Below are 14,451 nucleotides of genomic sequence, written 5' to 3'. Positions count from 1 at the left end.
GAGGCGTTAACCGGGGGCCCTTCCTTACAACCGGTCGTCGAGGGTGGCCAGGTTGCCTCGGGTGGCGTCGGCCGGCAGGCGGGTTTTTGCGGTGGGGTCGCCGTAGAGCGTCCAGCGCAGGAACTCGACTGTGGTGTCGGCGACCACCCGCAGCGCCTTGCCGTCCCCGAGCAGCGCCCGGCCGTGGTCGCCCTTCGGCAGGCTGAGCATCGCCTTCGGCCACGGCACCGCGTCGAAGACCGCCTTGCCCGCCGCGTACGACACCACCTCGTCCGCCTCGCCGTGCACGAACAACTGCGGTGCGGCGGCGCCGGCGAACGCGGTGCCCACGCCGAGCGCGGTGCCGGCGAAGACGATGCCCGCGTCCAGCCGCTCGTCCCGGCCGGTGGTGAACAACCCGATGGTGGTCACCCCGCCGGCGCTGTGCCCGGTCGCGGCCACCCGGTCCGGGTCCAGCCGGCCGCGCAACGGATCGCCCGCCGTCGCGTCGAGCGCGAGCACCCGGGTCAGCACGTACGACACGTCGGCCGGCTGGTTGAGCACGTCGAGCGGGTTGCCGTCGCCGCCCCGCCCGGTGTGCGGGAAGCGCGGCGCGGCCACCACGAACCCGGCCGCCGCCCAGCGCGTCAGCAACACCTGGTAGTCCTCCGGCCGGGCGCCCAGCCCGTGGCTGAACACCACCACCGGGAACCGCCCGGCCGCCGCCGGGACCGCCCGTTTCGCCGCGCCGCCGGCCGGGCCCGCCGCCGGATACCAGAGCGACACCGGCAACGGTCGATCACCGTCGCGGTTCAGCTTCAGTTGGCGTACGCCGACCGCGAAGCTCGTCGCGGGCGCCTTGCCGGCGGGTACGCGCGGGGTCGGGGTGGCACTCTTCGGGGACGTGTCGGGGGCGGGCCGCCCGGTCGGGGCGGTCGGTTCCGAGCAGCCGGCCAGACCGGCGCCGAGCAGGGCGACGGCGGTGGCCAGGGCGACGGGACGACGGCGCATGACCTCGATTGTGCCTCGCGTGCACGCACCACCGGGCCGGGTAAGGAGGGGCGCCCCCGGTTAACGCCTGCGGTAGAGGAGGGCCCCCGTTCAACACCTTGGACGGGCGGCGGACTGCGGCCGGGGTCAGTCCGCCGGACGGTCGCCGACCGAGGCCCGGAGGCGGGTCAGGTCGGCGGCGTCCTTCGCGCGGCGGGGCCGCTCCGGCATCCAGACCGGGAACATCTCCTTGAACTCGATCTGCGCGGTGACACTGATCACCGGTGCGGTGAGCGACCCGATCCGGCCGGCCGGCGCGTCGAGCATTCCCGCCGGCAGGGGCGTGCCCGCCCACGGCCCGCCGCCGACCACCACCCGGCCCGCCGCGTCCCGTTCCAGGTACGCGAAGCTCAGCTCGACGTCGCCCCGGAGCAGGTCGAGCTGCTGCGCGGCCGGCATCCGCGGGTCGGCTCGCCAGCCCTGCCCGCCGAGCCGGACGGCCAGTCGGTCGGCGTCGCGCCGCCAGCAGTACCAGTCGACGTCGACGTGCGGTCGGCTCACGGCGCCGAGGTGGAAGTCCATCGCCCAGCCACCGCGCAGCCACACCTCGATCCCGGCCGGGCCCGCGAGCTCGACCACCTCGCGGATCGCGCCCAGTTGCCGCTCCACCAGCCCGTCCACCGCCCGAACCTACCCCCGCCCCGCCTCTTCCCACCGTCCCGACCGCCTCGCCCCGGTGATCAAGGAGTTAACGTCCGCGATCGCCAGCCCGGGTGACGCCAACTCCTTGATCAACCGAGGTGGTCGGGAGGAGGAGGGGAGGGGAGGTCAGGTGGGGAGGGCGCGGGTGGTGAACGTGGTGATGCCGGGGGTGGTGGCGTCGGCGGGGAGGCGGCGCAGCGCCGCCCGGTCGGCGTAGAGCGTCCAGCGGAGGAAGTCCGTGGTGGTCTTGAGCACCTCGGTGAAGCCGGGGCGGCCCGGGTTCAGGTACTCGCCGTGGCCCTGACCGGGCAGGCTGAGGAAGGCGGCCGGCCCGAGACAGCGGGCGTACGCGGCCCGGCCGATCGACTCCGGCACGATCCGGTCGGCGGCGCCGTGCACGAACAGCATCGGCGTCGACGGACGCGCGATACCGGCGACCGGCCGGCCACCGGCGATCACGATCCCGGCCCGTAGCGGGGACCGTCGCCCGGCGACGAACATGCCGAGGGTGGTGTGGCCACCGGCCGAGTGCCCGGCCGCGGCGAACCGGTCCACGGCCAGGTGCGCGCCGAGCGCGTCGCCGGGGCGGGCGCCCAAGCGGACCAGGTGACGGACCAGTCGCCGGGCGTCGGCCGGCTGGTTGCGGACGTCGTCGCGGGTGAAGGCGCGGGCGCGCAGGTTGGTGCGGGGGTAGGTGGGTGCCGCCACCACGAAACCGGCGGCGGCCCAGCGGGTGGTCAGCCGCGCGTGCAGCGCGGGCAGGCTGCGCAGTCCGTGGCTGAAGACGACCACCGGGAACCGCCCGGCGGCCACCGGCGCCCGCGTCCGCACCACCGGCCCGGCCTCCGTGCCGGGGCTCGGTGGAACGGCCCCCCGGTCCCGTCCGAAGGGGTCGGCGGAGCGTGCTCCGGAGGGGGCGGGGGAGCGTGCTCCGGAGGGATCGGCGGAGCGCGGTACGGGGGAGTGCGGTCCCGGGGTGTCGGCGGGGTGCGGCGTGGCGGGGAGGATGGCGACCGGCTCGGGGAAGGCGGCCGGGTCCACCGGGTACCAGACGGTGACCGGCAGGGGACGAGGGCCGTCCGGGTCGATGGTGAACTGCCGCATTCCCACCGCGTACGGGTGCTCCGGCGCGGTCCGGACGCCGGCCGGGACCGGGCCGGTGGTGGCGACCGCCGACCCGCAGCCGGCGAGCAGCGCCGTCGTCAACACGGCCACCAGCCGCCGCCCCGTCATGCCTGCACGGTAGGCAGCCGAGCGGGCCGACCGCGCCCGCCGTCCGGGCGGCTGCCCCCGCCACCCGGCCGGGCCACGCCTCCACCACCCGGCCGGGGTTTGTCCGTCCCGGCTGCCCGGGCGGGCCGACTCCGGCCGGCGGGGCGCGGGTGGGCGGTGGGCTTCGCTAGGGTCACCCGCATGGCTGAGAACTACACCGACCCCAGCGGCAACACCGCGCAGTTCCGCGCGTTCGTGGACACGCCCGAGCCGGCTGCGGCGGCGCCCGCGCCGTCCCGGTTGCCGTTGATCGCCGGTCTCGCCGTCGCCGCCGTGGTGGTCGTCGCCCTGGTCGCCTGGATCGCCCTGGGCTGACCCGGCCCCGCGGGCCGGCACGCCGTGGCGCTGTCCTCGCCGGATGGCGGCGTGGCGTCGGAACGCGCCGGGATGGCGGCGTGGCGTCGGAACGCGCCGGGATGGCGGCGTGGCGTCGGAACGCGCCGGGACGACGGACCTCGACGCGGTGGCGCGGTGGCGTCGACCGCGATCAGGTGGCGAGCACCTCGCGGGTCTCCCGGGCGATCTCCCGCTCCTCGTCGGTGCCGACCACGAGCACCGCGACCTCGGCGCCGGTCGGCGAGATCAGCCGGTCACCGGTGCCGTCGTTGCGCGCCGGGTCGACGGCGATGCCGAGCCGCTCCAGGCCGGCCAGCGACGCGGCCCGCACTCCGGCGGCGTGCTCGCCGACCCCGGCGGTGAACGCGACCGCGTCGACGCGCCCGAGCAGCGCGTAGTACGCGCCCACGTAGCCGGTGATCCGCCGGCAGTACACGTCGAACGCCAGCGCCGCGGCCGGGTCGTCGGCGTCCCGGCGGGCCAGCACCTCCCGCATGTCGTTGACACCGGTCAGCCCGAGCAGGCCGCTGCGGTGGTTGAGCAGGTCGTCGATCTCGTCAACGCCCATCCCCGCCTCGCGGCGCAGGTGGAAGATGACTGTCGGGTCGAGGTCGCCGCTGCGGGTGCCCATCACCAGGCCCTCCAGCGGGGACATGCCCATCGAGGTGGCCACGCTGCGACCGCCCCGCACCGCGCACGCGCTCGCCCCGTTGCCCAGGTGCAGCGTGATGGTGTTCAGCTCGGCGTACGGCCGGTCGAGCAGTTCGGCGGCCCGCCGCGACACGTACGCGTGCGAGGTGCCGTGGAAACCGTAGCGGCGGATGTCGTACCGCTCGGCGGTGGCCCGGTCGATCGCGTACGTGGCGGCGGCCTCGGGGAGCGTGTGGTGGAACGCGGTGTCGAAGACGGCCACCTGCGGGGTGTCCGGCAGCGCCTCCCGGGCGACCCGGATGCCGGCCAGGTTGGCCGGGTTGTGCAGCGGGGCCAGCGGGACGAGGTCCTCGATCCCGGCGACGACCGCGTCGTCGATCAGCACCGGGGCGCTGAACCGCCGTCCGCCGTGCACCACCCGGTGCCCGACGCCGGCCAGCCCGTCGAGGTCGAGCCGCTCGATGATCTCCCGGACCGCGCTCTCGTGGTCGGCCGGCCCGCCGCCGGGCTCGCCGACCCGCTCCACGGTGCCCTTGTCGAGCACCTCGTCGCCGTCGTACAGCCGGTACTTGACCGACGAGGATCCGCTGTTGAGGACCAGGATGCGGCTCACTCCGACGCCTCCGTGGCGGCCTGGATGGCGGTGATCGCCACCGTGTTGACGATGTCCGGCACGGTCGCGCCCCGGGACAGGTCGTTGACCGGCCGGCGCAGGCCCTGCATGACCGGGCCGACCGCCACCGCGCCGGCCGAGCGCTGCACCGCCTTGTACGTGTTGTTGCCGGTGTTCAGGTCCGGGAAGATGAACACGGTGGCCCGGCCCGCCACCGGGCTCTCCGGCAGCTTGGTGGCGGCCACCTGCGGGTCGATCGCCGCGTCGTACTGGATCGGCCCCTCGACAAGCAGTTCCGGCCGTCGTTTCCGGACCAGCTCGGTGGCCGCCGCGACCTTCTCCACGTCCGCGCCGGCACCGGAGCTGCCGGTGGAGTACGACAGCATCGCCACCCGCGGTTCGATGCCGAACCGGGCCGCGGTGTCGGCCGAGGAGATGGCGATGTCGGCGAGCTGGGCGGCGTCCGGGTCGGGGTTGACCGCGCAGTCCCCGTAGACCAGCACCCGGTCGGCGAGCAGCATGAAGAAGACGCTCGACGCGACCGAGACGCCGGGCACGGTCCGGATGATCTCGAAGGCCGGCCGGATGGTGGCGGCCGTGGTGTGGGTGGCGCCGGAGACCATCCCGTCGGCGCGGCCGGCCTGCACCATCATGGTGCCGAAGTAGTTGGGCTGCGCCACGATGTCGTGCGCCAGCTCCGGCGTCATGCCGCGGTGGGCGCGCAGCTTCGCGTACGCGGCGGCGAACTCGTCGCGCCACTCGCTGGTCGCCGGGTCGACGAGCTGCGCGTCGCCGACGTCGACGCCCAGCTCGCGGGTCCGCCGGGCGATCTCGTCCGGCCGCCCGAGCAGCGTCAGCTCGGCGACGCCGCGGCGCAGCAGCACCTCCGCCGCGCGCAGGATCCGCGGTTCGGCGCCCTCGGGCAGCACCAGCCGGCGGCGTCGGGCCCGCGCCCGGTCGATGAGGTCGTTCTCGAACATCAGCGGGGTGACCCGCGCGGAGCGGGTGACCCGGAGCCGGGCGGCCAGGTCGTCGGTGTCCACGCAGCGCTCGAACGCGCCCAGGGCCGCCTCGACCTTGCGCGGGTTGGCGGTGCTGGGGCGGCCCTCGATCCGGCTGGACGCCTCGACCGTGTCGTAGCTGTCGCTGGCCACCGACAGCACCGCGAGCCCGGTGTTCATCCGCTCGACCAGCCGCATGGCGCGCGGGTCGGGCTGCTCGCCGAGCGTGAGCACCAGCCCGGCCAGCGACACCTGCCCGGCCACGTGGGCGGCGCCGGCGGCGACCAGCAGGTCGGCCCGGTCGCCCGGGGTGATCACCAGCGCGCCGTCGGTGAGGTGGTCCAGCAGCGTCGGCACGTGCGCCGCGCCGACCACGTAGTCGAGCACGTCGCGGTCCAACGCGGCCCGGTCGCCGGCGAGCCGGGTGGCGTCGAGCGCGGTCGCCACCTCGGCCACCGTCGGGGCGGAGACGGTCGGCACCTCCGGGATCGCGTACGCGGGGACCGGCAGCTCGGGCAGCGTCATCGGGCCGGGCACCCGGTTGGCGACCACCGCCACCACCGTCGCGCCGAGGTCGGCCAGATCGTGGTACGCGCCGCGCATCGCCGCCGCGACGGCCTCGGGCGGCTGGTCGAACCCGTCCACCACGGGGACCACGACGCTGCCGAACTCGATCGCCAGGCGGGCGTTGAAGGCCAGCTCGCGGGGGCCGGTGCCGTCCCCGTCGGCGAAGTCGCTGCCGACCACCACGACGGCGGGGCAGCGTCGCTCCACCTCCCGGTAGCGGGCCACGATCGCCGAGATCAGCTCCTCCCGCCGGCCGTTCGTGACCAGCGCGGTGGCCTCGGCGTACGTCGCGCCGTGCAGCTCGTCGACCGGCAGGTCCACCCGGTAGCGCTCGGTGAGCAGGGTCAGGATCGGGTCCGGGGTGTCACCGCCGGCGACCAGCGGCCGGAACGCGCCGATCCGCTCGACCTGCCGGGACAGCAGCTCGGCCAGGCCGAGCGCCACCGTCGACTTTCCTCCGCCGGACCCCACGCCGGTCAGGTACACGCTGCGCGCCACGACCTCACGCTACAAGATCGCCCATCCCCCCGCCCGGGTCCTTGTCCCCGTCTCCTCCTCCCGCCGATCTTGCGGTTGCGGCCCCTCGTGCGACCGGAAAGCGGCCTTTGCCGGGGCGGAAACTGCAAGATCGCGCGGGGGAGGGGTGGGGGGCGTCTAGGGGTACCGGGAATCTCGATGGGACTGAGTGTCGGTCACGCCGGCGTGGTCGTCCGGGGCTCGGGGACGTCGGGGTCGCCGGCCGGCTCGGCGGCGCGCAGCAGCGCGTCGCTCTTCGCCACCCAGGCCGCGCCGAAGGCGAAGACGGCCAGCGTCTCGCACCACAGCACCGGCTTGAGCGTGTGCCGGACGTCGGCCGGGAGCCGCGTGCTGGCCAGCGCGAGCGCGACGGCGAGCAGGATGAGCCCGCCGCAGGCCCGGTAGAAGACCTGCGCCGCGCGCCGGGGCGGCACCCCGGCCCGGTCCGGGCGGACGAAGAGAACCAGGCAGAAGACCGCGAGCAGGGCGAAGAGGCCAGCGGCGGCGACCTGGTGCACCACGCCGGCCGTCCGGTCGACGCCGTCGACAGTGGCGGCCGGGACGCCCGTCGCGGTGGGGAAGAGGGCCACCACGATCGCCAGTACGCCGGCGCAGGTGCCCAGCAGGTCCTCCGGCCGGCGGTACCGGTAGCTGATCAGGAAGACGCCGACGGCGCACATCGCGCCGACGAAGACGTCCCGCATCTCGGAGTGGTAGTACCCGCTGAGCGAGTCCAGCAGGGTGAGGCGTCGGGTGGCGGCGACGTGGCCGACCACCAGCACGACCGGCAGCGCGAGGCCCACCGATCCGATGCCGAGGCGCAGGTGGCGTACGGTCACCGCGTCCTGCGGCGGCCTGCGGTTCCCGGGTTCCATACCTCAACAGTGGACGTCACGCAGCGGCATCAGTCAAATGCGAACTGTCACTCGTCGTCCTCGTCGTTCAGGCGGGCCAGCCAGGTGGCGAACCGCTCGATGGGCGTCTCAAACTCCGGGTTCAGGTCCACGAAGTCGCGTAGGCGCTCGCCCAGCCACTCCAGGCTGACCTGCTCGTCGCCCCGGCGCTCGACCAGCTCCTCGATGCCACGGTCGGTGAAGTACACGGTCGTCCTCTCGTCGTACGGCAGCGGCCCGCCCCGGTGGAGGGACGGGCCGCGTGCGGTGGGGTGTCACGGGCGGGGCAGGGCCGCCTCGATCAGCGCGTTCTGCTCGACCTCGTGCATCTTCGCCGAGCCGACCGCCGGGGCGGCGGCGGACGGCCGGGAGATGCGGCGCAGCCGGACCTCGGGCAGGTGCTCCAGCAGGTTGAGCGCCACGAACGACCAGGCGCCCTGGTTGGCCGGCTCCTCCTGGACCCAGGCGAAGTCCTCCGCGTTCGGGTACTGCGCGAGCGCGGCCCGGACCTCGTCGACCGGCAGCGGGTAGAGCTGCTCCATCCGGAGGATCACGGTGTCGGTGACGCCGCGCTCCTGCCGTGCCTGGAACAGGTCGTAGTAGACCTTGCCCGAGCAGAGCAGCACGCGCTTGACCTGCTCCGGCGCCGGGGCGGCGGTGTCGGCCAGCACGGGCTGGAACGTGCCCGTGGTGAAGTCCTCCACCGGCGACACGCACAGCTTGTGCCGCAGCAGGGACTTCGGCGTGAACACCACGAGCGGCTTGCGCTTGGGCGACAGCGCCTGCCGCCGCAGCAGGTGGAAGTAGCTCGCCGGCGTGGTCGGGATGGCCACCCGCATGTTGTCCTCGGCGCAGAGCTGGAGGAAGCGCTCCGGGCGGCCGGAGGTGTGGTCCGGCCCCTGGCCCTCGTGGCCGTGCGGCAGCAGCAGGGTGACCGCGGAGCGCTGGCCCCACTTCACCTCGCCGGAGGAGATGAACTCGTCGATCACCGACTGGGCGCCGTTGACGAAGTCACCGAACTGGGCCTCCCAGGCCACCAGCGCGTTGACGTTCTCCACCGAGTAGCCGTACTCGAAGCCCATCGCGGCGTACTCGGAGAGCAGCGAGTCGTGCACGAAGAAGCGGGACCGCTCGCCGTCGGCGGTGAACGTCTTCAGCGGCAGGTAGTCGCCGCCGGTGCGGGCGTCGACGATCGAGGCGTGCCGCTGGACGAACGTGCCGCGACGCGAGTCCTGCCCGGCGAGCCGGACGGTGACGCCGTCGTGCAGCAGCGCGCCGAACGCGATGATCTCGCCGAAGCCCCAGTCGATGGCGCCCTCGACGGACATCTTCCGGCGCCGCTCCAGGAGCTGCTGGATGCGCTTGTGCGGGGTGAAGCCCTCCGGCAGGTTGACGTGCGCCTCGCCGATCGCCTTGACCACGGAGGCGTCGGTCGCGGTGTCGACCTGCGGCTCCGGCTCCTCCTCCCGCTTCGGGCGGCTGAGCTGGCGCGGCGTGGTGGCCGCGTCCCGGGTGGCCTTGAAGACGCGTTCGAGCTGCGCCTGGTAGTCCCGCAGCAGCTCCTCGGCGTCCTCCACGGTGATGTCTCCGCGCCCGATCAGCTCCTCGGTGTAGAGCTTCCGGACCGACCGCTTCGAGTCAATGATCTTGTACATCTGCGGGTTGGACATCGACGGGTCGTCACCCTCGTTGTGCCCGCGCCGGCGGTAGCAGACCAGGTCGATCACGACGTCCTTGTTGAACGCCTGCCGGTACTCGAAGGCCAGCCGGGCGACCCGGACCACGGCCTCGGGGTCGTCGCCGTTGACGTGGAAGATCGGCGCCTGGATCATCCGGGCCACGTCGGTGCTGTAGAGGCTGGACCGGCTGTACTCCGGGGCGGTGGTGAAACCGACCTGGTTGTTGACCACCACGTGCACGGTGCCGCCGGTGCGGTAGCCGCGCAGCTGGGACAGGTTGAGCGTCTCGGCGACCACGCCCTGGCCGGCGAAGGCGGCGTCACCGTGCACCGCCAGCGGCAGCACGGTGTACCCCTCCAGCTTGAGGTCGATCCGGTCCTGCTTGGCCCGGACGATGCCCTCCAGCACCGGGTCGACGGCTTCCAGGTGCGACGGGTTCGCCACCACGGACACCTTGACCGCGTGGTCGCCGTCCGGCGTGGTGAACTTGCCGTTCTGGCCGAGGTGGTACTTCACGTCGCCGGAGCCCTGCGTGGACCGTGGGTCGAGGTGCCCCTCGAACTCGGAGAAGATCTTCTCGTACGGCTTGCCGACGATGTTGGCCAGCACGTTGAGCCGGCCGCGGTGGGCCATGCCGATGACGACCTCGTCCAGCCCGGCCTCGGCGGAGGACTCCAGCACCTCGCCGAGCAGCGGGATCAGCGACTCGCCGCCCTCCAGCGAGAAGCGCTTCTGGCCGACGTACTTGGTCTGGAGGAACGTCTCGAACGCCTCGGCCGCGTTGAGCCGGTTGAGCACGTGCTTCTGCTCGTCGGAGCTGGGCTTCTCGTACTTGCGCTCGACCCGCTCCTGGATCCAGCGCCGCTCCTCCGGGTCCTGGATGTGCATGTACTCGATGCCGACCCGGCGGCAGTAGGAGTCCCGCAGCACGCCGAGGATCGAACGCAGCTTCATCCGCTGCTTGCCGGCGAAACCGTTGACCGGGAAGACGCGGTCCAGGTCCCACAGCGTGAGCCCGTGCTGGAGCACGTCCAGGTCCGGGTGCTTGCGGATCTTGAATTCGAGCGGGTCGGTGTCGGCCATCAGGTGACCGCGCACCCGGTACGCGTGGATCAGCTCGTGCACCCGCGCGGTCTTGTTGATCTGGCCTTCACTGTCGACGGCCACGTCGCGCATCCAGCGCACCGGCTCGTACGGGATGCGCAGCGAGGTGAAGATCTCGTCGTAGAAGCCGTGCTCGCCGAGCAGCAGCTCGTGCATCACCTTCAGGAACTCGCCGGACTGCGCGCCCTGGATGATCCGGTGGTCGTACGTGCTGGTCAGCGTGATGACCTTGCTGACCGCGAGGTCGGCCAGGGTGGCCTCGCTCATGCCCTGGTAGGGGGCCGGGTACTCCATCGCGCCGACGCCGATGATGGCGCTCTGCCCCTGCATCAGACGCGGGATCGAGTGCACCGTGCCGATGCCGCCCGGGTTGGTCAGCGAGATGGTGGTGCCGGAGTAGTCCTCCATGGTCAGCTCGTTGCGGCGGGCGCGCCGGACCACGTCCTCGTACGCCTGCCAGAACTGCCGGAAGTCCATCTGCTCGCAGGCCTTGATGGACGGCACGACCAGGTTGCGGGAGCCGTCCGGCTTGGCCAGGTCGATGGCGATGCCCAGGTTGACGTGCTCCGGCCGGAGCATCGCCGGCTTGCCGTCGACCTCGGCGAAGGAGTTGTTCATCTCGGGGTGCTCGATCAGCGCCCGGACCATCGCGTACCCGATCAGGTGGGTGAAGCTGACCTTGCCACCGCGGCCCCGGGCCAGGTGGTTGTTGATCACGATGCGGTTGTCGACGAGCAGCTTCGCCGGGACCGCGCGCACGCTGGTGGCGGTCGGGACGGCGAGCGACGCGTCCATGTTCTGGACGATCTTGGCGGCGACGCCGCGCAGCGGGGTGGTGCCGGCGGCGCTCGCGGCCGGCGCCTTGGCGGCGGGCTTGGCCGGGGCGGCCTTCTTCGCCGGGGCCGGCTCGGGCGTCTTCGCCGCCGGCTTGGCGGCGGGCTTCTCGGCCGGCTTGGCGGGCGCGGACTTGGCCGGGGCCGGCTGCTCGGTGACCGTGGCGACGGCCTCCTGCTGCTCGGCGGGCTCCGGCTTGGCGGCGGGCTTGGCCTGGCCGTCCGGGCGCGGGGTGGCGGCGCCCGGCGCCGGCCGGTAGTCGGCGAAGAAGTCGTGCCAGGCCGAGTCGACGCTCGACGGGTCGGCGAGGTAGCGCTGGTACATCTCCTCGACGATCCACTCGTTCGGGCCGAAACCCGCCAGTGGGTTCTCCTGCGATGTCTGCTGGGTCGACACGGCCGCTAATCGCCTCTTTCACGCGGTTGTGAATGTCACGCGGTGGGGCCCCGTGCCCGGCACTCCGGCGCACAGGGGACGGAACCCAGGCTACGCCGTGCGATTGCCACCGGCATTCTCGCCTCCGGCTGGTGGCCCGTTTCACAGAAGATGCCAGAAGTTCGGCAAACGCTGCGTGTCGTTCCGACTCCTGCTAGACGACGACGGTCCCGGCCGGTGACACGGGGTCACCGGCCGGGACCGAATCCGAACGACGGGTCAGGAGATGTCGCGCCGCCGGATGGTCAGCACACCGATCACGCCGGTCACCACCGCGTACCCGATCAGCACCGCCGCGCCCGCCCACTGCGGTGGGTTCCCCGGGATGTCCGTGTCGCCGCCCACCATCAGGCTGGACGCCAGCGACGGCACCAGAAGCTGGAGCTTGCTGATCCAGTCGCCGAACCGCTCCGCCAGCAGGCCGATCGCGATGGCCGCGCCGATGGTGCCGCCCAGGTAGAGCAGGATGCCGGTCACGGTGGCGCCGATCTGGCTGCGGATCAGCACGCCGAGGCCGACGCCGAGCACGGACCAGAGCAGGTAGGCCAGCCCGTTGAGCGCGATCGCGCGCCAGACCACGCCGCTGCCGAGCTGCGAGTCGACGCCCACCGCGTTCAGGATCAACGGCGCGAAGATCAGGTTGAGCGCCGTGGTGACGACCCAGAACAGCAGCGCCAGCACGCCGGCCGCGGCCAGCTTGGCCAGCATCACCGCCGTGCGGTGCGGCGCGGTGAGGAACGTGGTGGTCACCGTCTGGTGGAAGAACTCGCTGGTCACCACCACGATGCCGAGGAGCATCACGATGAGCAGGCCGAAGAACTGGCCGTTGGTGTAGAGGTTGGCGGCCAGGTTGTCGGCCGCCCCGGCCGCCTGGAGCTGGTCGGCCTGCTCACCGGCGGTCTCGCCGAAGTTGCCGTTGGCCAGGGCGTCGGTCTGCAGGTAGTTGAAGAACAGCGCGAGCCCCCACAGCGGGAGGGTGATCAACCCGAAGATCCACCAGGTGCTGGTGGTACGGATCTTGAGCAGTTCGGATCGGACCAGCGTCATCGGATCTCCGCCTTTCCGGCCGTCAGCTCCAGGAAGACCCCTTCGAGGTCGGGACGTTCGGTGGTCAGCTCGTGCAGCTCCACCTTCGCGGCCAGCGCGACCCGGCCCACGGTCGGCGCGTCCACGCCGCTGACCAGCAGCGCGCCGTTCGGGTCGGCGTCGACCGTGGCGGACTGCTCGCGCAGCGCCGCGGCCAGCTCGTCCGCCTGCGGGGTGCGCACCCGGATCCGGGCGCCGTGCGTCATCGAGCCCATCACCTGCTCGACCGGGCCCTGCCGGACCAGCTTGCCGGCCGCGATGATCACCACGTCGTCGGCGAGGAGCTGCATCTCGGAGAGCAGGTGGCTGGAGACCAGCACCGTCCGGCCCTCGGCGGCCAGGCCCTTGAGGAAGCCCCGCATCCAGCGGATGCCCTCCGGGTCCAGGCCGTTGGCCGGCTCGTCCAGGATCAGCACCTGCGGGTTGCCGAGCATCGCGGCGGCGATCCCGAGCCGCTGCTTCATGCCCAGCGAGTAGCCCTTGAACTTGCGCTTCGCCGCCGGGGAGAGCCCGACCAGGGCCAACGCCTCGTCCGCCCGCGACTTCGGCAGGCCGGCCGCCGCGCAGATCACCCGCAGGTGGTTGATGCCGGTGCGGCCCTTGTGCGCGCTGGACGCCTCCAGCACCGCGCCGACTGTACGCAGCGGGTCGGTCAGGTCGGCGTACCGGTGGCCGCCGATGGTGGCCGTGCCGGCGGTCGGCGTGACCAGGTTGAGCAACATGCGCAGCGTGGTCGTCTTACCGGCGCCGTTCGGGCCGAGGAAGCCGGTGACCCGACCCGGCTCGACCGTGAACGACAGGTTGTCGACCGCGCGGACGTTCTTGTACTGCTTGGTCAAGCCGGACACGATGATCTGGCCGGTCGCGGCACTGGGGCGTGGCTGCCCGTCGGACATCATTCTCCTCTCCTGCCCCGGCGCGCTGGACGCACGCCGGTGGGACGCCGTTGCGGAGGCGCCCCGCTCAGCCTTCCAACCCGGTGCAACCGGGTCAATCAGGCGGGATGTGTACGCGCCGTCCTCCTCAGGGAGGAGATCAGCCGGCCGGGAGCGCGATCCAGGTGGCGCGCGCCCGACCGAGCAGCGCGCCGTCCGGACCGTACAGGCTGGTGCGCACCTCGGCCTTGCGCCCCTCGCCGCCGACCGCGAGCCCGGTCACCACGCACGCGTCGCCCGGCCGGGGCAGCGCGGTGACCTGCGCGGCGATCCGGCCCAGCACGTACGGGCGGCCGGCGGAGAGCACCGCCCAGCCGCCCGGGCAGTCCAGCGCCGCCCAGACCGTCGCGGGCACCACGTCGGCCGGTGCGCGGAACGGCGCGGCGGTCCGCCCGTCCGGCAGCCGGCCGGGAAAGATCCGCAGGCCGTCCGGGTGGTCCGGGCCGCAGACGTAGCAGCGCGGAAACGGGTGGTCCACCAGACCGGGGTACGCCCGCGCGGCGGCCTCGGCCGTGGCCGGGTCCACCGCCGGCACCACCGCGTCCACCGGCTCGACCCGGCTTACCTCGGCGACCAGCCGGCCCGCCGGGTCGTGGATGCCGCCGTCGGCGGCGGTCAGCGGGGTGTCCAGCGGCGGCGGCCGGCGCAGGGTGACCTGCACCGGCCCCCGGTCGTCGATCAGCGCGGCGAAGATCCCGGCGCTCCAGCCGCCGTTGCCGGAACCGTCCGGGCCGTGGAAACGGGCCTCGACCAGCACGTGCACCTCCGGATGATGGTCCGCCGGCGTCGTCGCCGGTGGTCGCCCGGCAGCCTCGCACACCCGCCGGCCCGGGTCCGCACGCCGCCGCCGACCGGCGT

At 73.3% G+C, this 14,451-nt stretch carries 12 protein-coding genes; 1 reads left to right on the top strand and 11 read right to left on the bottom strand.

From position 1 onward, the window contains the following. Window positions 1–24 precede the first annotated feature (24 nt). From ACIA6B_RS28280 to ACIA6B_RS28270, 3 genes are all read right to left on the bottom strand, one after another. Entirely contained in the window at window positions 25–990 is a 966-nt protein-coding gene (locus tag ACIA6B_RS28280; RefSeq protein ID WP_396777910.1) for an alpha/beta hydrolase family protein, read from the bottom strand. Window positions 991–1,116: 126 nt separating this feature from the next. After that, on the bottom strand, window positions 1,117–1,650 hold the full coding sequence (locus tag ACIA6B_RS28275; RefSeq protein ID WP_396777908.1) for a nucleotidyltransferase domain-containing protein: 534 nt from the start codon (window positions 1,648–1,650) through the stop codon (window positions 1,117–1,119). Between the two features lie 147 nt (window positions 1,651–1,797). Next, a complete protein-coding gene (locus tag ACIA6B_RS28270; RefSeq protein ID WP_396777906.1) occupies window positions 1,798–2,904 on the bottom strand; it encodes an alpha/beta hydrolase in 1,107 nt (368 codons plus the stop codon). 180 nt (window positions 2,905–3,084) lie between these two features. On the opposite strand from ACIA6B_RS28270, the gene ACIA6B_RS28265 reads away from it, so the two are divergent. Then, window positions 3,085–3,258: a hypothetical protein gene (locus tag ACIA6B_RS28265; protein WP_396777904.1), complete on the top strand. Its 174-nt coding sequence runs from the start codon at window positions 3,085–3,087 to the stop codon at window positions 3,256–3,258. A gap of 172 nt (window positions 3,259–3,430) precedes the next feature. Here the strand turns inward: ACIA6B_RS28265 and ACIA6B_RS28260 are convergent, their stop codons facing one another. From ACIA6B_RS28260 to ACIA6B_RS28225, 8 genes are all read right to left on the bottom strand, one after another. Next, window positions 3,431–4,543: an acetate/propionate family kinase gene (locus ACIA6B_RS28260; RefSeq protein WP_396777903.1), complete on the bottom strand. Its 1,113-nt coding sequence runs from the start codon at window positions 4,541–4,543 to the stop codon at window positions 3,431–3,433. Then, on the bottom strand, window positions 4,540–6,609 hold the full coding sequence (gene pta / locus ACIA6B_RS28255) for a phosphate acetyltransferase (protein ID WP_396777901.1): 2,070 nt from the start codon (window positions 6,607–6,609) through the stop codon (window positions 4,540–4,542). Before pta ends, ACIA6B_RS28260 begins: the two co-directional genes overlap by 4 nt. A gap of 194 nt (window positions 6,610–6,803) precedes the next feature. Continuing rightward, window positions 6,804–7,502: a DUF998 domain-containing protein gene (locus ACIA6B_RS28250; protein WP_396777900.1), complete on the bottom strand. Its 699-nt coding sequence runs from the start codon at window positions 7,500–7,502 to the stop codon at window positions 6,804–6,806. A 47-nt stretch (window positions 7,503–7,549) separates the two neighbouring features. Beyond that, on the bottom strand, window positions 7,550–7,729 hold the full coding sequence (locus ACIA6B_RS28245) for a DUF6104 family protein (protein WP_396777898.1): 180 nt from the start codon (window positions 7,727–7,729) through the stop codon (window positions 7,550–7,552). 66 nt (window positions 7,730–7,795) lie between these two features. Further along, on the bottom strand, window positions 7,796–11,533 hold the full coding sequence (locus ACIA6B_RS28240; protein ID WP_396777896.1) for a multifunctional oxoglutarate decarboxylase/oxoglutarate dehydrogenase thiamine pyrophosphate-binding subunit/dihydrolipoyllysine-residue succinyltransferase subunit: 3,738 nt from the start codon (window positions 11,531–11,533) through the stop codon (window positions 7,796–7,798). Between the two features lie 258 nt (window positions 11,534–11,791). After that, window positions 11,792–12,619, bottom strand: a complete 828-nt coding sequence (locus ACIA6B_RS28235; protein ID WP_396777894.1) for an ABC transporter permease — start codon at window positions 12,617–12,619, stop codon at window positions 11,792–11,794. After that, window positions 12,616–13,557, bottom strand: a complete 942-nt coding sequence (locus ACIA6B_RS28230; RefSeq protein ID WP_396777892.1) for an ABC transporter ATP-binding protein — start codon at window positions 13,555–13,557, stop codon at window positions 12,616–12,618. The genes ACIA6B_RS28235 and ACIA6B_RS28230 overlap by 4 nt, the downstream gene beginning before the upstream one ends. 136 nt (window positions 13,558–13,693) lie before the next feature. Further along, the gene (locus ACIA6B_RS28225; protein WP_396778001.1) at window positions 13,694–14,350 is read right to left on the bottom strand and encodes a hypothetical protein; all 657 of its coding nucleotides are present in this window, start codon (window positions 14,348–14,350) and stop codon (window positions 13,694–13,696) included. Between the last annotated feature and the right edge of the window lie 101 nt (window positions 14,351–14,451).

This window comes from Micromonospora sp. NPDC051141 (assembly GCF_044455765.1).
In the GTDB taxonomy this organism is placed as follows: Bacteria; Actinomycetota; Actinomycetes; order Mycobacteriales; family Micromonosporaceae; genus Micromonospora.
The sequence above is the reverse complement of the archived record's forward strand: the minus strand, read 5'-3'. Positions and strand labels throughout refer to the sequence as shown.

What these genes read in the sequence shown, in the direction of transcription:
- ACIA6B_RS28270 (WP_396777906.1), bottom strand. Translation starts at nt 2,904, where the DNA reads ATGACGGGGCGGCGGCTGGTGGCCGTGTTGACGACGGCGCTGCTCGCC.
- ACIA6B_RS28280 (WP_396777910.1), bottom strand. Translation starts at nt 990, where the DNA reads ATGCGCCGTCGTCCCGTCGCCCTGGCCACCGCCGTCGCCCTGCTCGGC.
- ACIA6B_RS28250 (WP_396777900.1), bottom strand. Translation starts at nt 7,502, where the DNA reads ATGGAACCCGGGAACCGCAGGCCGCCGCAGGACGCGGTGACCGTACGC.
- ACIA6B_RS28265 (WP_396777904.1), top strand. Translation starts at nt 3,085, where the DNA reads ATGGCTGAGAACTACACCGACCCCAGCGGCAACACCGCGCAGTTCCGC.
- ACIA6B_RS28230 (WP_396777892.1), bottom strand. Translation starts at nt 13,557, where the DNA reads ATGATGTCCGACGGGCAGCCACGCCCCAGTGCCGCGACCGGCCAGATC.
- ACIA6B_RS28235 (WP_396777894.1), bottom strand. Translation starts at nt 12,619, where the DNA reads ATGACGCTGGTCCGATCCGAACTGCTCAAGATCCGTACCACCAGCACC.